Here is a 17,007-nt window from a genome sequence, read left to right on the forward strand (position 1 = left end):
GCCTACGACGTGGTCGGCCCGGTGTGCGAGACCGGCGACACCTTCACCCGCGACCGCGCCCTGCCGCCGCTGGCCGCAGGCGATCTGGTTGCCTTCATGACCGCCGGCGCCTACGGCGCGGTGATGTCCAGCGAGTACAACAGCCGGCTCCTGGCGCCGGAGGTGCTGGTCAGGGGCGCCGACTGGGCGGTGGTCCGTCCGCGGCCGACCTACGAGGACATGCTGGCCCGCGAGGCCCCCGCGCCCTGGCTCTAGATCGTCAGTCCAGGGCGCCCACATAGGGCAGGCCGCGCAGGGCGCCGGCGGCGTCCATGCCGTAGCCCACCAGGAAGCGGGCGGGGGCTTCCCAGGCGACGAAGTCCGGCTCCATGGCCCGCGGCGTGGGCCAGGGCTTGCGCGCGAAGACCGCGGTGAGCACCTGGCTGGCGCCCGCGTCGCCCACCAGGCGCACGGCCTCCGACAGCGACAGGCCGGTGTCGAACACGTCGTCGACGATCAGCGCCTTGCGGCCGACCAGAGGCCGCTGCAGGTCGGCGCGCACCTCGCAGCGCCCAGCGCTGACCCGCTCGTCCTTGTAGGAGGCCAGCCACAGGGCGTCGAAGCGCACCCGGCGGCCCTGGCGGGCCAGCGCACGCATCAGGTCGGCGCAGAACCACAGGCCGCCGGTGAGCAGGCAGACGGCGACGGTCTCGTCGTCGATACGCGGCGCGATGGTGACGGCCAGCGCCTCGACCCGGGCGGCGATCTCCGCCTCCGTCATGAGGACGACGGGGTCGGCCTCAGCCATGGTCGGGAAGCGCGTGCGGGGTTCCGGCCGGCAGCGGCTCGGCCTCGGTCGGGGCAGGCCCGGCTGGCGCGGCGGCCGGCGGGACGGCCGGGGCTGCCGTATCGAAAGTCACGTCCAAGTCCGCTGCGCCGGAGGGCGGGTCGGCGATGATCACTGCGAAATAGCGCTTCGCCCCGCCGGGGATGTCGGCCTCGATAGGCCGGGCGATCTTGGCGCTCAGCGGCTTGCCCGCCCTGTCCAGCAGGCTGATGCGGATCGGCGGCGCGGCGATGGCTGTGGTGCGCACATTGCGGATGGTCCCGGTTACCGAGAGCACCGGCCGGCCGCCCTGGAAGGTCGGCTCGAAGCGCACCGCCTCGATCACCAGGCCCAGGCTGTTCACCGGCAGGCCGACGCCGGCGAAGGCCGCGGAGGTCTGCGGCCACAAGCGCACCACCTCGGTCCGGAACACCAGAGCCGCGGCGATCATGGCGGCCACCACCGCGGCCATGCCGATCCAGACGAAGGCGGTGTTGCGGGCCTCGGTCTTTGGCCGGGCCCGGGCCGTTGTGGGCCTGACGCGCCGGTGCGGCGCAGGCTCGGCGATGATTTCGAAGTCTTCCGGCGCCGGCGGCACGATCCCGGGCGTGGCGTCGTCGACCTCGACCTCGAGGGCGGTTTCGACCAGCTCGTCAGCCACGGGTTGCGGCGCCGACTCGGGCTCCGGCTGCACCGCCATCCAGCGCGCACCGCAGTTCGCGCACTTCACGGTGCGGCCCGCGGCGGGGATGCGTGCGTCATCCACAAAATAGCTGGTGGCGCACTCTGGACAGGTCAGTATCATGACGTTGGAATCGGACGCTCCAGCAACCTCCTTCCGAGGTCGCCGATTTCGGCCCCCATGTCCAGAAACGCAAACGCCGCCGCGACGAACTTCGCCGCCGACGAGATCGTCCGTTTCGACGGAGTCTCCATGCGCTATGGCCGCGGACCGGAGGTGCTCAGCGATCTCAGCTTCGCCCTGGCGCCGGGAACGTTCCATTTTGTCACAGGGCCGTCGGGCGCGGGGAAGAGCTCGCTGCTGAAGCTGATCTACCTGGCCGGCAAGCCGTCGAAGGGGACCATCCACCTGTTCGGACAGGACCTAGCCACCGTCGCCGCCGACAAGCGCCCAAAGCTGCGCCGTCGCATCGGGGTGGTGTTCCAGGACCTGCGGCTGCTGGACCACCTGCCGGCCTTCGACAACGCCGCCCTGCCGCTGCGCATCTCGGGCCACAAGGCCGCCGACTACCGCGGCGACGTGGCGGAGCTGTTGAACTGGGTGGGGCTGGGCTCGCGAATGCAGGCCTTACCCCCGACCCTGGCCGGGGGCGAGCAGCAGCGTCTGGCCATCGCGCGGGCCGTGGTCAATCGTCCGGACCTGTTGCTGGCCGACGAGCCCACCGGCAATGTCGACCACGAGATGGCGCTGCGCATCTTTCGCCTGTTCGTGGAGCTGAACCGCCTGGGCACCACCGTCCTCATCGCCACTCACGACCAGGACCTGGTGGCCCGCTCAGGCCGCCCGATGCTGCACCTGGAGGACGGCAAGCTGAGCCAGCGGCCGGCGAGCGCCCCGGTGCTACCTTGAGCGAGCGGTTCGATCCGGCCCGCTGGCGTCCAGCGCCGTTCCTGCCGCAGCAGGAGGCCCGCGACCCGGCGCTAATCTTCGTGGTGGCCGTGCTCTGCTTCCTGGCCTGCCTGACCGGCCTGGGGGTGATCGCCGCCGACCGCGCCGCCCGTGGCTGGTCCGGCCAACTGGTCGGCGAGGCCACGGTGATCGTCCGCGCCCGGGGCGGCGAGACCCCCGACGCGGCCTCGGCCCGCGCCGCGGAAGCCCTAGCCGGCGTGCCCGGCGTGGTGGAGGCGAGAGCCCTCGAACGCGAGAAGGCCTACGACCTGATCCGGCCCTGGATCGGCGACGTGGCCGACCTTGATGACCTGCCCGTGCCCCGACTGGTGGCGGTGACCCTGGCCAAGCGCGACCCGGCCAACGGTCCGGCGCTGCGGCGCGCCCTGCAGGCCCAGGGGCTGGATGCGGTGGTCGATGACCACAGTGTCTGGATCAAGGACATCCGCGCCGCCGCAGACGTGGTCCGCTGGGCGAGCGCCGGGGTGTTCCTGCTGATCGCCGCCGCCGCGGCCGCCGTGGTAGCCTTCGCCACCCGCGCGGGCCTGGCCGCCCGCCGCGACGTGGTCGAGGTGCTGCACCTGACCGGCGCGCAGGACAGCTACATCGCGGGCCTGTTCCAACGACGCTTCGCCTGGATCGCCGCGGTCTCCGGCGCGCTGGGGGCCGCCGCGGCGGCGGGCCTTGGCGCCCTGCTGCGCCTGGTGGGCGGCGGCGAGGGACTGACGCCGGCCCTGCCCATCGCCTGGAGCGACCTGGCCGCCGTGCTCCCCTGCCCGCTGTTGGCCGCCGCCGTGGCCGCCGCCGCCGCCCGGCTCACCGCCGCCAGGCTGATCCGGGACATGCAATGAGATCCGTCGCCGCCTTTCTCGTCCTGGTGCTGATCTGGCTGTCAGGGCTGGCCGCGTTCGCCGCGCGGGTGCAGCAGTCCACGCCGGCCGTGAGGCCCGTCCTGGCGGACGGCATCGTGGCCCTGACCGGCGTCAACTCCGACCAGCGCATCGGCGCGGCGGTGAGCCTCCTGGAGGACGGCCTGGCCCAGCGCGTGCTGGTCTCCGGCGTCAACCGCGAGGCCAGCCGCGAGGACATCCGCACCCTGTCGGGCACGGTGCGCCGGCTCTACGACTGCTGCGTCGACCTGGGGTTCAACGCCGCCGACACCGTGGGTAACGCCCGCGAGACCGACGAATGGGCCAAGGCCATGCGCTACCGGCGGCTGATCGTGGTCACCTCCGACTACCACATGCCCCGCGCCATGCTGGAGCTGCGCGCTGTCCATGACGGTCCCGACGAGGACCTGCAGGCCTATGCGGTGCCCACCGAGTCCTTGAAGGCCAAGCGCTGGTGGCGCAGCCCGCGCGCTACGCGCTTGATGGTCATGGAATATTCCAAGTACCTGGCCATCCTCGGCCGCGAGACAGTGCTGGGCCTGGGTCCGCGGGACCCGCCCGGCGCGGCGCAACAGGAGGGCCAGCCGTGACCGCCGTCCGCTCCCTCGTCTTCGTGGCGCTGTTCTACCTGTGGTCTGCGTTCGTGGTGATCGTCGCCTTGCCCATCCTCGCGGGTCCCGCCCGGTGGAGCCTGCGGATGTTCGACATCTGGGCGAGCGGCATCCATGTCCTGCTCAGGGTCTGCTGTGACGTGCGGGTGGAAATCCGCGGGCGCGAGCACATCCCCACCGGCCCGGCCCTGGTGGCGCCCAAGCACCAGTGCATGCTGGACGTCTTCTCCCAGTTCACCGTGCTGCCGCGATCGGCCTTCGTGATGAAGAAGGAGCTGACCTGGATCCCCGGGTTCGGCTGGTACGCCGCCAAGGTCCGCTCCATCGTGGTGGACCGCGAGGCGCATTCCGTGGCCCTGAAGAAGCTGGTCCGCGAGGCCCGCGAACGGTTCGCCGAGGACCGCCAGGTGGTGATCTTCCCGGAAGGCACCCGCGGGGACCCGGGCGTGGCCGGCGACTACAAGCCCGGGATCGCCGCCCTCTACCGGGAGATCGACGTGCCGGTGCACCCGGTGGCCACCAACTCCGGCGTCCACTGGCCGGCCCACGGCTTCATCCGCACCCCAGGCGTCATCGTCTTCGAATACCTCGAGCCCATCCCGCCGGGGCTCAAGCGCGCCGAATTCATGCGCATCCTGACGGAGCGGATCGAGACGGCCTCGGCCAAGCTGCTGGCGCTCTAGGCTTCTCGCGCCTCGACCAGCGACAGCACGGTCTCCAGGCCGGGATCGCGCACGCCTTCCGCCCGGAGGTGCTCCACCAGGTCGCGAAGATAGTCGACGTTGCGGCCCGACAGCCCTCTGGCGCCGGCGATCAGCTCCGCCTGTCGCGCCACGCTGAGCGCCCCGGCCCACTGCGGGTGGCCGACGTCGGAGAGGAACACCAGCACATCCACCCGCCGGCCATCCGCCAGACGCACGGGGCGGCTGGCCTCCACATAGGTCTCGGTCGGCTGCTCGCGCTCGCGCAGATAGGCGTAGGCGGCCGGCCAGTCGGCCTCGGCGATGCGGTAGGCGACCCCGCGCACAGCCCCGCCCGGGGCCAGGCCCAGCACCAGCCCGGGGCGCTCATAGGTGCCGCGATGGTGGATGGAATAGATGCAGAAGGCGCGCCGGCGGCCATGTAGTGTCGCGGGGCTGCGCTCCATATATGGAAACCCCGGCCGCCACATCAGCGAGCCATAGCCGAAGACCCACCGCTCGCCCGACATCCAGCCCACGCTCAAGACCCTAAGGCCCATGTCTCTGCACGATCTGTCCCCGCCCCGCAAACGTCGCCGCCTGGGCCTCTACCTGCCCTTCGTTCTGCTGCTCGCAGCCGTGGCGGGCTGGACGGCCTACTGGCTCTACGCCCGCAGCGAGACGCGGGTGCGGATGGACGCCGCCGTGGCCAGCCTGAAGGCGGCGGGTTACGAGGTGAGCTGGGGCGAGCGGGGCATTGGGGGCTACCCGTTCCGGATGAACGTGACCCTCACCGACGCCCGGGTTCGCGAGCCCTCCGGCTGGGCGCTCACCGCGCCGAAGCTGGAGGCCCAGGCCTATATGCACGCGGTAGGCCAGTGGATGCTGGCGGCGCCCGACGGCGCAACCTTCGTGCGGCCGATCGGCGGGCCGGTGGCGGTCAAGGGCGAGCTGATCCGCGCCAGCCTGGGCGGGTTCGACAGGCATCCGCCGCGCTTCTCTTTCGAAGGCGTCAAGCTGACCTTCCAGCCGGCCGCCGGCGCCCAGCCCTTCGCCCTCTCCGCCGCCGACCGCGTGGAGTTCCACCTGCGCCCGGGCCCGGACGACGAGGGCGGGCTGTTCGTGAAGGTGGACAATGGCGCGGCGCGGCTGTCGGGCCTGTTCGGGCGGATCGCCGGCGACCGGCCGATCTCCATCGTCTGGGAATCGACGCTGTCCAAGATCAGCGCCTTCAAGGGCCGCGACTGGCCCGACGCGGTGCGCAACTGGACCGACGCCGGCGGGCTGATGAACGTGCGCCGCGGCGGGGTCACCGCGGGCGAGGCGGTGGTCGGGGCCAACTCCGGCGCCCTCAGCGTCGGATCCGACGGCCGACTGACCGGGGTGCTGGACGTGACGCTACGCCAGGCGCCCCGGGTCCTGGGGGCCATGGGCGAGACGGGCGTGATCGCGCCGGAGACCGCCGCAGCCGCCGTCGTCGTCACCGAGGCCCGGCAAGGCGCCAACGAGGCGGCCCGAGCGACCATAAACTTCCAGGCCGGCCAGACCACGCTGGGGCCGGTGGCCATCGGTCCGGCGCCGAAGGTCTACCAGCGCTGACGCGAACTTGGGGAACGGACGATGGCTTCGCTCTACGACCGCTATATCCTGCCGAAGCTGCTCAACTGCGCCTGCTCGTCGCCGCCGATGATGAAGCAGCGGGCCAAGATCGTGCCCAAGGCTGAAGGCCGGGTGCTGGAACTCGGCATCGGTATGGGCCTGAATCTCGGCTTCTATGATCCGGGCAAGGTGACCAGCGTCATCGGCGTCGATCCCGCGCCGGAGCTGCGCGCCGCCGCCCAGGCCGCGCCCCGGCCGCCTGGCCTGGAGGTGCAGGTGGTGGACGGGACGGCGGAGGCCCTGCCGTTCGAGGACGCCAGCTTCGACACCGTCGTCTGCACCTTCACCCTGTGCTCTGTGCACACTCCCGCCGAGGCCCTGGCCGAGGCGAAGCGGGTGCTGAAGCCCTCGGGCCGGCTGCTGTTCTGCGAGCATGGCGCGGCGCCCGACGCCGATGTCGCCAGGTGGCAGCGGCGCATCGAGCCGGTCTGGAAACGCATCGCCGGCGGCTGCCACCTGACCCGGCCGGTGGCTTCAGCGATCCAGGCCGGCGGCTTTACCTTGGAAAGCCTTGCCACCATGTACGTCCCGCGCACGCCCAGATTCGCCGGCTGGAACGAGTGGGGCTCGGCGCGGCCGGGTTAGCGCTTCACCGCGCGCAGTTTGATCTGAAGCTCGCGCGTCACGTTCCAGGAGGTGTCGCCGGCTTCGCGCAGCGCATCCTGGGTGATCTCGCCGCTCTGCACCTTGGCCCACCAGCGCGGGTCATAGACCTGCACCCCGCTCTCCACCTCGAAGTCCACGTCCATGAGGAAGGCCAGCATGGTGTAGTTGGCGCGGGCCTCCATCCAGATGCGGTTCTGCCGCTTGGACATCATCTGGAAGGTCAGCGGGGTGAACGCCCGCACATGGGTGGGATCGGACCAGAAAGTGTCGTGGCGCACGTGCGGCACGTGAATCTCGACGATGCCGTCGGGCGCGGCCACACGGTGCAGCTCGCGCATCACCGCGGCGAACACCTTGAAGTCGGCGCCCACATGTTCGAGCACATGCTTCATCAGGATGTGGTCGTAGCCATCGGTTGGCAGGTCCCAGGGGGTCTGCTCGATGTCCAGCAACTGGTCCGGCTGGCACTCGGCGAAGCTGTCGACGTTGTGCCAGCCCTCGCGCTTGTCGAAGCCGCAGCCGAGATTGAGCTTCACGCCAGGGCCTCGTCGTCTTTGGTCCGTCAGGGCGCCATGTTAAGCGCGGTGGCATGGACGCCGCCATCCTCTTCGAACCGGACGGCTATCTGCTGAGCGGGCCCAGGCTGATGGGCCGGCAGGCGGCGGGGAACGGGTTCCTGCGCGCGGCCGTGCTGGCCCAGGCCAGCCAGACGATCAACGCCTACACGCCGTTCGCCGCCTCGTTCGAGGCGTTCCAGGTCGCGGCGCGGGAAACCGACCCGGCAGCGCAGACCCGCTGGATCGCCGGCGACCGGTTGGATCAGTTGGCCGAAGTGGGCGTGCTCTATCGGCCCGACCAGATCCTGGGGGCCGCAGCGCGTCTGCGGCTGCGCGCCGGGCCTAGCGCCTACAGCCTTTGCGGGGTGACCCACACCCTGGCCACCAGCCACACCCTGGAAGGGATCGCCGACATCCTCACCGCGCCGGTGATGCCGTGGGATGCGCTGGTCTGTACCTCAAGCGCGGCCCTGGGCCTGGTCAACTCGACCCTCGACCACCAGTCCGACTACCTGCGCTGGCGCACCGGCCAGGGCCAGATCCTGCCTCGTCCGCTGACGCCGGTGATTCCGCTGGGGGTGCACAGCGCCGACTTCGCCTTCACCGAAGACGCGCGCCAGGCGGCCCGCCGGCGCCTGGGGATCGGCCCGGACGAAGTGGTGGCGCTGTTCGCCGGGCGGCTGTCGTTCAACGGCAAGGCGCATCCCTATCCGATGCTGCGCGGCCTGCAGCAGGCGGCGGAGCGCACCGGCCGCAAGGTCACGCTGATCCAGGCCGGGCAGTTCTTCAACGCCGGCATCGAGGCGCTCTACCGTTCGGCACCACCGGCCTTCTGCCCCGGCGTGCGGGCGATCTTCGTCAGCGGCAAGGACGCTGCGGACTATGGGCGCAGCTGGGCCGCGGCGGATCTCTTCCTGTCGCTCTCCGACAGCGTCCAGGAGACCTTCGGGATCACCCCGCTGGAGGCCATGGCCGCGGGCCTGCCGGTCGTGGTCAGCGACTGGAACGGCTACAAGGACACCGTCCGGGACGGGGTCGACGGCTTCCGCATCCGCACCTGGGCGCCGGAACCGGGGACCGGCGACGAGGTCGCCCGCGACTACGAGACCGGCGCCGCCGACTACGACCGCTACCTCAGCCGCGCCAGCACAGCCGTGTCGATCGACATGGGCGCCCTGGTCGCCCGGCTCGTGGAACTGGTCACGGATCCGGACCTGCGCCGCCGCCTGGGCGCCGCCGGCCAGGCCCGGGCGCGCGAGAACTTCGACTGGGCGTCCGTCTACCGCGCCTACCAGGATCTCTGGGACGAACAGACGGCGATCCGGCTGGCGGGCGCTGCTGAGCGCAACGCCTGGCTGGCCGCCGCCCCCCGCACCGGCACGGGTCACCGCGATCCCTTCGAAGCCTTCGCTCACTATCCCAGCGCGCACGTTGCGCCGGACACCCGGGTGAGCCGTGCCGCGGGTGCGACCGCCGACGGCTACGCCGCCACCATCGCCCACCCGATGATGACCTACTGGGCGCCGCCGCCTGCCGTGGTGGCTTCGCTGCTGGACGCGCTGGAGGCCGGATCCCGCACCGTCAGCGACCTGGCCGGCGTGATCGGTGTCGAGCCTGCACGCATGGCGCTGGCCATTGCGCGGCTGGCGAAGCTGGGAGTGGTGGACCTGGCGGACTGACCGCGGGAGCGAGTGGTAGCTGGGGGCGGGATCGAACCGCCGACCTGTGGGTTATGAATCCACCGCTCTAACCATCTGAGCTACCCAGCCATGGGTCTCGCGCGCGAGGCGCGGGTTATAGGGTTTCGGTTTGCCCGCTTCAAGCGGCTTGGGCGCAGGCCCGCGAGCCGCTAAGGTTACGCCTGCGATGAGCGTGCTTCACCTCCTGGGAACGGCCGGCGAAGGCGGCGCGGAAACCTATTTCGTCGATCTGGCGACAGCGTTGCAACGCTCCGGCGTCGCGCAGGCCGCGGCGATTCGCGGACACCCGGGACGCCAGGCGCGTCTGGGCGCGGCGGGCCTGCAGGTGGAGGTCCTGCGGTTCGGCGGGCCCATCGACCTCTTCACCAAACCCCAGGCGGCGGCCTTCGCCCGGCGTCAGGGCGTCACCCTGGCCCTGGCCTGGATGAACCGGGCGGCCCGGCACACGCCCAAGGGGCCCTGGAACCGGATTGGCCGGCTGGGGGGCTACTACAACCTCAAATACTATCAGGGCTTCGACCACCTGGTGGCCAACACCGAGGACATCGCCGACTGGGTGGTGGGCCAGGGCTGGCCGGTGGGGCGGGTGAGCTGCATCCCCAACTTCGCCGCCGCGCCGCCGCAGGGTGAGGCGGCGGACCGATCCGGCCTGGAGACACCGCCAGGCGTCCCGTTGCTACTGGCGATGGGCCGGCTGCATGAGTCGAAGGCCCACGACGTCAGCCTGCATGCCCTCACCCGGCTTCCCGACGCCTACCTGTGGATCGCCGGTGTCGGCCCTCTGGAGGCCAAGCTGCGCGGCATGGCGGAGGCGCTCGGCGTGGCGTCCCGCGTGCGGTTCCTGGGCTGGCGAACCGACCCATCGGCGCTCTACCGGGCAGCCGATGTCTGTGTCTTCCCCTCGCGCTACGAGCCGCTCGGCAATGTGGTCATCCAGGCCTGGGCGCACGGCCTGCCGGTGGTGGCCGCCGCGAGCCAGGGCCCAAGGGCGCTGATCCGCTCAGGAGAGGACGGCTTGCTGATCCCGATCGATGACGCCGGGGCCCTGGCCGCGGGCGTGCGCCAAGTGCTGGCTGAGCCGGCCCTGCGCGCCCGGTTCGTGCAAGCGGGCGCCGAGCGGGTCGCCGCGGAGTTCTCGCAGGCCGCGGTGGTCGCCCGCTGGAAGGCCCTGTTCGCCGGGCACGGGGCCGGCTGATGTGCGGTATCGCCGGCGAACTGGGGCGGGGCCGATCCGCGCGCGCCATGATCGGGGCGCTGACCCATCGCGGGCCGGACGGGCTGCGGGTGGAGGTGCAGGCCGGCGCCGAACTGGCCCACGCCAGGCTCTCCATCATTGATCTGGAGGGAGGCTGGCAGCCGCTCAGCGCGGCCGGCTCGACTGTCATCGGCAACGGCGAAATCTACAATTACCTGGAGCTGGCACGGGACTTCGATCTGGGCGGGCGCCTGGCCACCGGCTCGGACTTTGAGCCCCTGCTGCATCTCTACGCCCAGGAAGGGGCCGCCGCCTTCGCGCGGCTGCGCGGAATGTACGCCTTCTGCCTGATCGGCCAGGACGGCCGCGCCTGGCTGGCCCGTGACCCATTCGGCATCAAGCCGCTCTACATCCTGGAGCATGATCAGGGCCTGGCCTTCGCCTCGGAACCCAGGGCCTTCTTCGCAGCCGGACTGGTGAAGCCGGAACTGGCGCCGGGCGCCGCGGATGAGCTGATCGCCTTCAACTATACGCTCAGCCCGATTTTCAAGGGGCTGCGCCGGCTGGCGCCCGGCGAGGTCGTTGAAGTGGGCGATGGCCGCGTGGTCTCCAGCGAGGTGCGACGGCCCCTACGCCCCCGGCGCGACGCGGGCGGCGACGAACGCGAACTTCTGGACCGGCTGGACGCCGTGCTGGAGGACAGCGTAGCCGTGCACCAGCGCTCGGACGTGCCCTACGGCCTATTCCTGTCCGGCGGCATCGACTCGGCGGCCATCGCCACACTGATGGCGCGGCTCAACGCGCGGCCAGTGACCGCCTACACCTGCGGGTTCGACGCCCCCGGCGCCCGCGACGAGCGCGCCCAGGCCGAGCGGGTGGCCCGGGCGCTGGACCTGGACTGGCGCGAGACCGGTTTCGGCGAGGCGGAGTTCTGGCGGATATTGCCGCAGGTCGCCTGGGCCCAGGACGACCCCACCGCCGACTATGCGACCTTGCCCACCTGGCGGCTGGCGGAGGCCGCCAAGGGGACGCTGACCGTGGTGCTCACCGGGGAAGGCGGCGACGAACTGTTCGGCGGCTATGGCCGATACCGGCGTGCGCTGCGGCCCGCCTGGCTGGGTGGCCGGCCGGCCGAACCGCGACCCGAAGACCCGGGGGTGCTGGCCCGCTGGCGCGCCGCGGCCCGGGCGCCGGCGGGGCTGACCCGCCTGCAGGCCGCGCAATGGGCCGACGTGGCCACTTGGCTACCCAACGACCTCCTGCTGAAGCTCGACCGCTGCCTGATGGCCCACGGGCTGGAGGGCCGCACGCCGTTCCTCGACCGCGAGGTCGCCGCCTTCTCCTTCCCTCTGCCCGACCGGTTCAAGGTGCGCGGGCGCTACGGCAAGTGGATTCTGCGCAAGTGGCTGGAGCGCACCTGTCCGGCGGCCGAGCCCTGGGCCCGCAAGCAAGGCTTCACCGTGCCAGTAGACGCCTGGATCGCGCCGCGCGCCGCAGAGATCGCCGGGCGGATCGGCGAGGTCGAGGCCATTCGCCGGGTAGTCGGGCCAGACGCCGGAGCCCGGTTCACAGCCGCCGACGACGGCGGCCGCTGGCCTTTGCTCTTCTTCGCCATCTGGTCCCTGATCCATCTTCAAGGCGCGTCCCCCCACGATGCTCTGGAGACGGTGGCCGGAAAGATCTGACCCCTCGCCCGATATCGCCTGATGACCCGGAGTTTCCAGACCATGACCAAGCTGATCATCGCCGCCACCGCAGCCCTGCTCGCCGCCTGCGGAGGAACCGCCGGCCAGGCGCAACCTGAGGGAAGGGCTGTCGCGGGCGATCCCGTCGAAACCCGCGCCGCCAACGGCGCGGACCAGGCGCCGGCCTTCGCCGGCCAGACCCGCGTCCCGGAAATGAAGGCCAACGTCGCCTACGTTGTCGGGGACTACGTGACCGGGCTCGAGAAGCCCTGGGGTCTGGCGTTCCTGCCGTCCGGGGCCCTGCTGATCAGCGAGAAGCCCGGGCGACTGCGCGTCTTCGAGAACGGCAGGCTTTCACCGCCGGTGACGGGCCTGCCACCCATCGACCTCCGCGGCCAGGGCGGTCTTCTGGGCTTGACGATCGATCCGGCCTTCGCCCGCAACGGCCTGGTCTATTTCGCCTACTCGCAGGGTGACGCGGCCGGCATGACCAACACCGCGGTGGCCCGCGGCAAGCTGGTGACGGGCGCAGCGCCGCGCCTGGAGAACGTGAAGCTGATCTGGCGCCAGGCGCCCACCCTGAAGTCGACCATGCACTATGGCGGCCGGCTGGTGTTCGCCCGCGACGGCAAGCTGCTGGTCACCACCGGCGATCGTTCGATCCCCGATGGCCGGATGCAGGCGCAGCGTATGGACGGCGCCCTGGGCAAGGTGGTGCGGATCAACGCCGACGGCTCGATCCCGAAGGACAATCCGTTCGTCGGTCGGGCCGGGGTTCCGGCCGAAATCTGGTCGATCGGCCATCGCAACATCCAGGCGGCGGCGCTCAATCCCCGCACGGGCGACCTTTGGGAGGTCGAGCACGGCACCCGCGGCGGCGACGAACTGAATATCGCTCGGAAGGGGCGCGACTACGGCTGGCCGACCATCGCCTATGGCATCGAGTACCAGGGCGTGCCGATCACCGGCGGGATCACCGCCAAGGCCGGCATGGAACAGCCGGTCTACTACTGGGACCCGGTGATCGCGGCGTCCGGCATGGCCTTCTACGATGCCAATCTGGTCCCGGCCTGGAAGGGTAGCCTGTTCGTCGGCGGCTTGGCCCCGAAGTACCTGACGCGGCTGACGCTGGACGGCGACCGGGTGGTGGGCGAGGAGCGCCTGCTCACCGAAGTTGGCGAGCGGCTGCGCGACGTGATCGTGGGGCCGGATGGCGCGCTCTATCTCGCCACCGACAATGACAAGGGCCGGGTGCTGCGCGTGGCGCCCAAGTAGCGTCTGATGCGCCCCACCGTTGGCCCACTCTCGCCCACGAAAGGGAGGCATGCATGCTGATTGTGACCGGCTCGATGATCACCCGGCCTGACACCTTCGAGGGGTTGCGGGGCGGCGAGCGCGCACTCGCAGCGCTCGCGCGGCGAGCCGGGCTGCCTATCGCACAACGTCCATGCGGACTGCGAGAAACCGCTGCGGCTATTCTTCTACGAGGAATGGGCGGACCGGCCGGCGCTGGACGTGCATTTCGCGCAAGTTGGCTCGCGGGAGTTCATGGTCCAGGTGCGCGGGCTGGTGGCGTCCAGCACGCCCGTCCGCATCCTGCCGGTGGCGCCGCGCCCCTGACGGCGAAGCTGTTGGACATCGGCCGAAGGGCGCTAGAGGGTGGCCTCGTGCATCCAGGGAGACACACATGCGCCTTTCCATCCTCGTGACCGCCGCCGCCGCCAGCCTGTTGCTGGTCGCCTGTTCGCCGAAGACCGAGACCGAAGCTGCGGCCGCCGCCGATCATGCCGGCGCCGCGGCGGCATCCGCCGCCAGCGACACCGCGGTCAACACCGAAGCCGCCGCCGACGCCACGGTTGCAGCGGCCAGAAACGCTGCTGGCGCCACGGCCGACGCGGCCGGAACCGCCGCCCGCAAGACCGACGCCGCCGTCGACGCGGCCGCCGAGCAGAAGTAGGTTCTCAGACCAAGGCCGCCGCTCCGGCGGCGGCCTTACGTCTCGCTGGGTTTTGCTGCGGCCTTGCCGGCCACAACGCTGATCCTGCCGTCCGCCTCCATGCAGTCAGCCACCGCGGCGGCTAGCCACCCGTCCGCCGTCGGCGCGCCCGCCGGCCAGGACCAGAACAACCAGGATCAGAGAGCTCGTCCGCATCGGCCCCTCCATTCGCGTCCGCCCACGAGACGTGGCAGGCGCCCAGGAGTCGACCGCAGCGGCGTCAGGCGCCCAGGCTGGTGATGTTCAGCGTCGTTGTCTCGGGCTTGGGCGTGCCACCGGACTTGTAGGCCGCCAGCAGGTTCTTCTTCTCGGCGGCCATCCGTTCGCCCACCGCGACCATGTCCAGGCCGCCCTTGCGAGCCTGGGAGAACATGCCCTCGACGCGCATCTCTTCTTCCTTGACGTGATGCTCGATCATCTCGGAGAGCACCTTGACCTTGGCGTCATAGAACTTCTCGTCGGGGCCGCCGGCTTCGATCTCGGCGATCAGCACCTTGGCGCCGTCATGTTCCACATAGGCCTCGTTCAGAAGGTCTTCCTCCACCACGCCCTCGCAGGCCGGGTAGAACACGTCCTCCTCGATCTTGGCGTGGACCGTCAGCTCCATGCAGATTTCTTCCGCAAGAGCCTTCTTCCTGCCGTCGCCCTTGGCGGCTTCGTAGCTGGCGAACAGTTCTTCGACCTTGCGGTGGTCGGCCTTGAGCAGGGCGATCGCGTCGGTGGGGGTGGGGTCGGCCATGACAACTCTCCAGTCCAGGGGTGATCTGGTCCCAGAACGTGGTCCGGCCAGGCGCGTTCCAGGCGCTAGTCGTTCTCACCTTCGGAGATGTCGACCGCCTCGGTTTTCCGCCCCTGCTGCTCGTCGCGCCGGGCGCCGGCCAAGATGCCGGGCAGCGAGTAATTGCCTTCGTGGCAGGCATATTCGTAGACCGGCCCGGGCGAGGCGGTGAGCGGCATCTCGGCGCGCCAAGCCTGGGTGTAGGTGGCCGGGTCGTCAACGGTGAAGCCATAGAGGATCTGGGTCGGCGAGACCCGGGTGAAGCGCTCGATCACCTTGGCGCGCTCGGAGATGTAGATCGTGGCGCCGAAATAGGGACGCAGGTTCTCCCCCGGATTGAAGTTGGTGGTCTCCACCACGAGAGTGTCGCCCTCCCAGCGGCCGATGGAATCGCCCATCCAGGGCCGGATGTGGGCCGGCAGGTGCTGGCCACCCAGGCGCACGATGCGCGCGTCGTGGTTCATCTCCACCACGATGGCCACCTGATCGGCGGTCTGCACGATCTGATAGTTGTTGTTGTAGAGCACGTTCAGCATCGGCGGCCCGGCGGTGGAGCCGAAGCCCAGGATGCAGCGTTCGCCCAGGGGGCGGCTCTCCGGGCCGTCGAATGTGCCCCGCACGAAGGCCAACTGCGTCTCGAAGGCTTTACGGCCGGCAGCGCTGTAGGGCAGCTTGCCGTCCGCCGGATCGATGAGCCAGGAGGTGCGAACCTCCCCTTTGATGCGGCCTAGCGCCGTGCCCGGATCCGTCCACACCGCGTTGTAGCCGCCCACGTCGGCGCCGGAGGGCGGAGCCGGGGCGTTGGGATCGGTCGGCGTGTCCTGGGCGGCGCGCATCACGGCGCGGCGGGTCTCGAATGCGACCGCCTCGGCCTCGGGAATCACCAGGGTCTTGAAGTTCCCCGGCCGCTCGACGCTGGTGAGCGAGGCGTTGGTCCAGACGCCCTGCAGGTCCGGGTGACCGAAGGCGTTGCGCGGCGCGCGATAGTCGGCGGCCTGGGCAAGCGTGGCGCAGGCCAGGGCGGCCAGGGAAAGGGCGGCGGCGCGCAGGACGATCGGCGGCATGGGAAATCCTGGGGTCGAACAATGGACGCTGCAGAATAGCGGTCGAACAATGCCGGCATGTTGCGCGCAGAGGTTCCCGTGGCGCAACCGGCTTCACCCCGCTACACGAAGCGCTAATGAGCACGCAGCCCCTCTCCGACCTGGACGTCTACCGCCGGCTGAGGGAGGCCGCGGAGGCGCTGGACCGCATGGCCGAAGAGGCCGCGAGCCTGGTGGGCGAGACCGCCAGCAAGACCGCCGCCGCCAGCGTCCGCGGCATGGCCAACGCCGTCTACCAGCACGCCCTGGCCGACGACGCGGGCGGGCCGCACTAGGGCCGGGGGCGACGGACGCTGGCAGTCGGCTCCCGCAGGCGTTAGCTGAGCCATGCGCAATACGACGACCTCATCACGCTGCTCGCTCTAGCCGCACCAGGCCGCCCACGCCCGCTTCGCCGAGGCCGATCTGGGTACGCTTGAGGTCGGCAAGCGCGCCGACCTGAGCGCCTTCTCTGTCGACCTGATGACCACGCCAGTGGCCGAAGTTCCGAAGGGCCACGCCGTGCTGACCGTGGTGGACGGCCAGGTGGTCCACGAACGCCGCTAGCGACCCCTTGTGCTATAGAACCGCCATGACCGACGAGACCGACCCCGACGCCCCGCCGCCCGCGCTGATGAACCGCGCCCAGCGCCGCGCCGCCGGCAAGCCACAGGCCGCCCAGGGCCCCGCCGTGAATTCCCGCGCCGGCCAGATCCGCTCCGAGCGGGAGGCTTCCGCGCGCTCGGCCGCCCGGTCGAAGCCGCAACTGCGGAAGTAAGGCGCTAGCGCCCGTCTACCGAGAAGGCCACCGCGACCTGAGACTTGGCGGCCCAGGCGCCCTGGCCTGGAACAGTTGGCGCCGTCATTGCTTTGTCGAGGCGTAAGCGGCCATCGCCGGTTCGGGATGTTTCATTCCGGGACGACGGGGGCCAGAACAGAAACCGCCTCCACGGATGACATGACCATGATCCGCAACGTTCTCATCGGCGCCGCCATCGCTTCGGTCATCGCGACCTCGGCCCTTGCGCAAGCTTCGTCGACGGCCGCGACGCCCACGTCGGGCACCATCTTCCAGCCGATTGTGCTGACCAAGACCACCGACCTGTCGTTCGGCACCGTGGTGCGTCCCGCCA

The 17,007-nt window shown here is 70.7% G+C and carries 21 protein-coding genes, 1 tRNA gene and 1 pseudogene; 16 read left to right on the forward strand and 7 right to left on the reverse strand.

The window, feature by feature from the left end; all coding sequences use genetic code 11:
• Positions 1 to 255, forward strand: a pseudogene (locus ACLL81_RS06235) (diaminopimelate decarboxylase); the annotation flags it as partial.
• A 4-nt stretch (positions 256 to 259) separates the two neighbouring features.
• Here ACLL81_RS06235 and ACLL81_RS06240 read toward each other — a convergent pair.
• Positions 260 to 787 carry a phosphoribosyltransferase gene (locus ACLL81_RS06240; protein WP_411287485.1) on the reverse strand — a complete coding sequence of 176 codons (528 nt, stop codon included), beginning with the start codon at positions 785 to 787 and terminating at the stop codon, positions 260 to 262.
• Positions 780 to 1,610 carry a DUF3426 domain-containing protein gene (locus tag ACLL81_RS06245; protein ID WP_411287486.1) on the reverse strand — a complete coding sequence of 277 codons (831 nt, stop codon included), beginning with the start codon at positions 1,608 to 1,610 and terminating at the stop codon, positions 780 to 782. Before ACLL81_RS06245 ends, ACLL81_RS06240 begins: the two co-directional genes overlap by 8 nt.
• A 57-nt stretch (positions 1,611 to 1,667) precedes the next feature.
• Here ACLL81_RS06245 and ftsE point away from each other — a divergent pair, with 57 nt between their 5' ends.
• The 4 genes from ftsE to ACLL81_RS06265 are packed head-to-tail and all read left to right on the forward strand — an operon-like array spanning position 1,668 to position 4,619.
• Positions 1,668 to 2,396 (forward strand): cell division ATP-binding protein FtsE, encoded by a 729-nt coding sequence (gene ftsE / locus ACLL81_RS06250; RefSeq protein ID WP_411287487.1) that lies wholly within the window; start codon positions 1,668 to 1,670, stop codon positions 2,394 to 2,396.
• Positions 2,393 to 3,286, forward strand: coding sequence for a cell division protein FtsX (locus ACLL81_RS06255; RefSeq protein ID WP_411287488.1), 894 nt, complete (start codon positions 2,393 to 2,395; stop codon positions 3,284 to 3,286). The genes ftsE and ACLL81_RS06255 overlap by 4 nt, the downstream gene beginning before the upstream one ends.
• Positions 3,283 to 3,915, forward strand: coding sequence for a YdcF family protein (locus ACLL81_RS06260; protein ID WP_411287489.1), 633 nt, complete (start codon positions 3,283 to 3,285; stop codon positions 3,913 to 3,915). The genes ACLL81_RS06255 and ACLL81_RS06260 overlap by 4 nt, the downstream gene beginning before the upstream one ends.
• The gene (locus ACLL81_RS06265) at positions 3,912 to 4,619 is read left to right on the forward strand and encodes a lysophospholipid acyltransferase family protein (RefSeq protein WP_411287490.1); all 708 of its coding nucleotides are present in this window, start codon (positions 3,912 to 3,914) and stop codon (positions 4,617 to 4,619) included. The genes ACLL81_RS06260 and ACLL81_RS06265 overlap by 4 nt, the downstream gene beginning before the upstream one ends.
• Here the strand turns inward: ACLL81_RS06265 and ACLL81_RS06270 are convergent.
• The gene (locus tag ACLL81_RS06270) at positions 4,616 to 5,176 is read right to left on the reverse strand and encodes a gamma-glutamylcyclotransferase (RefSeq protein ID WP_411287491.1); all 561 of its coding nucleotides are present in this window, start codon (positions 5,174 to 5,176) and stop codon (positions 4,616 to 4,618) included. The genes ACLL81_RS06265 and ACLL81_RS06270 overlap by 4 nt on opposite strands.
• Here ACLL81_RS06270 and ACLL81_RS06275 point away from each other — a divergent pair.
• Positions 5,175 to 6,215, forward strand: a complete 1,041-nt coding sequence (locus ACLL81_RS06275) for a DUF2125 domain-containing protein (protein ID WP_411287492.1) — start codon at positions 5,175 to 5,177, stop codon at positions 6,213 to 6,215. The genes ACLL81_RS06270 and ACLL81_RS06275 overlap by 2 nt on opposite strands.
• A 21-nt stretch (positions 6,216 to 6,236) precedes the next feature.
• Positions 6,237 to 6,860, forward strand: coding sequence for a class I SAM-dependent methyltransferase (locus ACLL81_RS06280; protein ID WP_411287493.1), 624 nt, complete (start codon positions 6,237 to 6,239; stop codon positions 6,858 to 6,860).
• On the opposite strand, the gene ACLL81_RS06285 is transcribed toward ACLL81_RS06280, so the two are convergent.
• On the reverse strand, positions 6,857 to 7,417 hold the full coding sequence (locus tag ACLL81_RS06285; RefSeq protein ID WP_411287494.1) for a class I SAM-dependent methyltransferase: 561 nt from the start codon (positions 7,415 to 7,417) through the stop codon (positions 6,857 to 6,859). The genes ACLL81_RS06280 and ACLL81_RS06285 overlap by 4 nt on opposite strands.
• 53 nt (positions 7,418 to 7,470) lie before the next feature.
• Between ACLL81_RS06285 and ACLL81_RS06290 the strand changes: the two genes are divergently transcribed.
• Entirely contained in the window at positions 7,471 to 9,117 is a 1,647-nt protein-coding gene (locus ACLL81_RS06290) for a glycosyltransferase family 4 protein (RefSeq protein WP_411287495.1), read from the forward strand.
• A 13-nt stretch (positions 9,118 to 9,130) separates the two neighbouring features.
• Here the strand turns inward: ACLL81_RS06290 and ACLL81_RS06295 are convergent.
• Positions 9,131 to 9,207: transfer RNA gene (locus ACLL81_RS06295), tRNA-Met, on the reverse strand.
• A 97-nt stretch (positions 9,208 to 9,304) separates the two neighbouring features.
• Here ACLL81_RS06295 and ACLL81_RS06300 point away from each other — a divergent pair.
• The 5 genes from ACLL81_RS06300 (at position 9,305) to ACLL81_RS06320 (ending at position 13,975) form a co-directional block, all read left to right on the forward strand.
• Positions 9,305 to 10,333 (forward strand): glycosyltransferase, encoded by a 1,029-nt coding sequence (locus ACLL81_RS06300; protein ID WP_411287496.1) that lies wholly within the window; start codon positions 9,305 to 9,307, stop codon positions 10,331 to 10,333.
• Complete coding sequence (gene asnB / locus ACLL81_RS06305; protein ID WP_411287497.1) at positions 10,333 to 12,018, forward strand: asparagine synthase (glutamine-hydrolyzing); 1,686 nt, start codon at positions 10,333 to 10,335, stop codon at positions 12,016 to 12,018. Before ACLL81_RS06300 ends, asnB begins: the two co-directional genes overlap by 1 nt.
• Positions 12,019 to 12,060: 42 nt before the next feature.
• Entirely contained in the window at positions 12,061 to 13,293 is a 1,233-nt protein-coding gene (locus tag ACLL81_RS06310; RefSeq protein ID WP_411287498.1) for a PQQ-dependent sugar dehydrogenase, read from the forward strand.
• Between the two features lie 87 nt (positions 13,294 to 13,380).
• Positions 13,381 to 13,638 carry a putative quinol monooxygenase gene (locus ACLL81_RS06315; RefSeq protein WP_411287504.1) on the forward strand — a complete coding sequence of 86 codons (258 nt, stop codon included), beginning with the start codon at positions 13,381 to 13,383 and terminating at the stop codon, positions 13,636 to 13,638.
• A 67-nt stretch (positions 13,639 to 13,705) separates the two neighbouring features.
• The gene (locus tag ACLL81_RS06320; protein ID WP_411287499.1) at positions 13,706 to 13,975 is read left to right on the forward strand and encodes a hypothetical protein; all 270 of its coding nucleotides are present in this window, start codon (positions 13,706 to 13,708) and stop codon (positions 13,973 to 13,975) included.
• 259 nt (positions 13,976 to 14,234) lie between these two features.
• Here the strand turns inward: ACLL81_RS06320 and ACLL81_RS06325 are convergent, their stop codons facing one another.
• Both ACLL81_RS06325 and ACLL81_RS06330 read right to left on the reverse strand, forming a co-directional pair.
• On the reverse strand, positions 14,235 to 14,753 hold the full coding sequence (locus ACLL81_RS06325; RefSeq protein WP_411287500.1) for a hemerythrin domain-containing protein: 519 nt from the start codon (positions 14,751 to 14,753) through the stop codon (positions 14,235 to 14,237).
• 65 nt (positions 14,754 to 14,818) lie between these two features.
• On the reverse strand, positions 14,819 to 15,856 hold the full coding sequence (locus tag ACLL81_RS06330) for a hypothetical protein (protein WP_411287501.1): 1,038 nt from the start codon (positions 15,854 to 15,856) through the stop codon (positions 14,819 to 14,821).
• A 116-nt stretch (positions 15,857 to 15,972) separates the two neighbouring features.
• Here ACLL81_RS06330 and ACLL81_RS06335 point away from each other — a divergent pair, with 116 nt between their 5' ends.
• The 3 genes from ACLL81_RS06335 (at position 15,973) to ACLL81_RS06345 (ending at position 16,652) form a co-directional block, all read left to right on the forward strand.
• Complete coding sequence (locus ACLL81_RS06335) at positions 15,973 to 16,170, forward strand: hypothetical protein (protein WP_411287502.1); 198 nt, start codon at positions 15,973 to 15,975, stop codon at positions 16,168 to 16,170.
• Positions 16,171 to 16,333: 163 nt separating this feature from the next.
• A complete protein-coding gene (locus tag ACLL81_RS06340) occupies positions 16,334 to 16,441 on the forward strand; it encodes a hypothetical protein (protein WP_411287505.1) in 108 nt (35 codons plus the stop codon).
• A 25-nt stretch (positions 16,442 to 16,466) separates the two neighbouring features.
• The gene (locus ACLL81_RS06345; protein ID WP_411287503.1) at positions 16,467 to 16,652 is read left to right on the forward strand and encodes a hypothetical protein; all 186 of its coding nucleotides are present in this window, start codon (positions 16,467 to 16,469) and stop codon (positions 16,650 to 16,652) included.
• Positions 16,653 to 17,007: the final 355 nt, after the last annotated feature.

It is taken from the genome of Phenylobacterium sp., from assembly GCF_046590535.1.
In the GTDB taxonomy this organism is placed as follows: domain Bacteria; phylum Pseudomonadota; class Alphaproteobacteria; order Caulobacterales; family Caulobacteraceae; genus Phenylobacterium.

Coding starts and splice junctions, on each gene's coding strand:
- ftsE (WP_411287487.1), top strand. CDS start 1,668: ATGTCCAGAAACGCAAACGCCGCCGCGACGAACTTCGCCGCCGACGAG.
- ACLL81_RS06300 (WP_411287496.1), top strand. CDS start 9,305: ATGAGCGTGCTTCACCTCCTGGGAACGGCCGGCGAAGGCGGCGCGGAA.
- ACLL81_RS06335 (WP_411287502.1), top strand. CDS start 15,973: ATGAGCACGCAGCCCCTCTCCGACCTGGACGTCTACCGCCGGCTGAGG.
- ACLL81_RS06320 (WP_411287499.1), top strand. CDS start 13,706: ATGCGCCTTTCCATCCTCGTGACCGCCGCCGCCGCCAGCCTGTTGCTG.
- ACLL81_RS06275 (WP_411287492.1), top strand. CDS start 5,175: ATGTCTCTGCACGATCTGTCCCCGCCCCGCAAACGTCGCCGCCTGGGC.
- asnB (WP_411287497.1), top strand. CDS start 10,333: ATGTGCGGTATCGCCGGCGAACTGGGGCGGGGCCGATCCGCGCGCGCC.
- ACLL81_RS06260 (WP_411287489.1), top strand. CDS start 3,283: ATGAGATCCGTCGCCGCCTTTCTCGTCCTGGTGCTGATCTGGCTGTCA.
- ACLL81_RS06345 (WP_411287503.1), top strand. CDS start 16,467: ATGACCGACGAGACCGACCCCGACGCCCCGCCGCCCGCGCTGATGAAC.
- ACLL81_RS06270 (WP_411287491.1), bottom strand. CDS start 5,176: ATGGGCCTTAGGGTCTTGAGCGTGGGCTGGATGTCGGGCGAGCGGTGG.
- ACLL81_RS06290 (WP_411287495.1), top strand. CDS start 7,471: ATGGACGCCGCCATCCTCTTCGAACCGGACGGCTATCTGCTGAGCGGG.
- ACLL81_RS06310 (WP_411287498.1), top strand. CDS start 12,061: ATGACCAAGCTGATCATCGCCGCCACCGCAGCCCTGCTCGCCGCCTGC.
- ACLL81_RS06325 (WP_411287500.1), bottom strand. CDS start 14,753: ATGGCCGACCCCACCCCCACCGACGCGATCGCCCTGCTCAAGGCCGAC.
- ACLL81_RS06240 (WP_411287485.1), bottom strand. CDS start 787: ATGGCTGAGGCCGACCCCGTCGTCCTCATGACGGAGGCGGAGATCGCC.
- ACLL81_RS06330 (WP_411287501.1), bottom strand. CDS start 15,856: ATGCCGCCGATCGTCCTGCGCGCCGCCGCCCTTTCCCTGGCCGCCCTG.
- ACLL81_RS06280 (WP_411287493.1), top strand. CDS start 6,237: ATGGCTTCGCTCTACGACCGCTATATCCTGCCGAAGCTGCTCAACTGC.
- ACLL81_RS06245 (WP_411287486.1), bottom strand. CDS start 1,610: ATGATACTGACCTGTCCAGAGTGCGCCACCAGCTATTTTGTGGATGAC.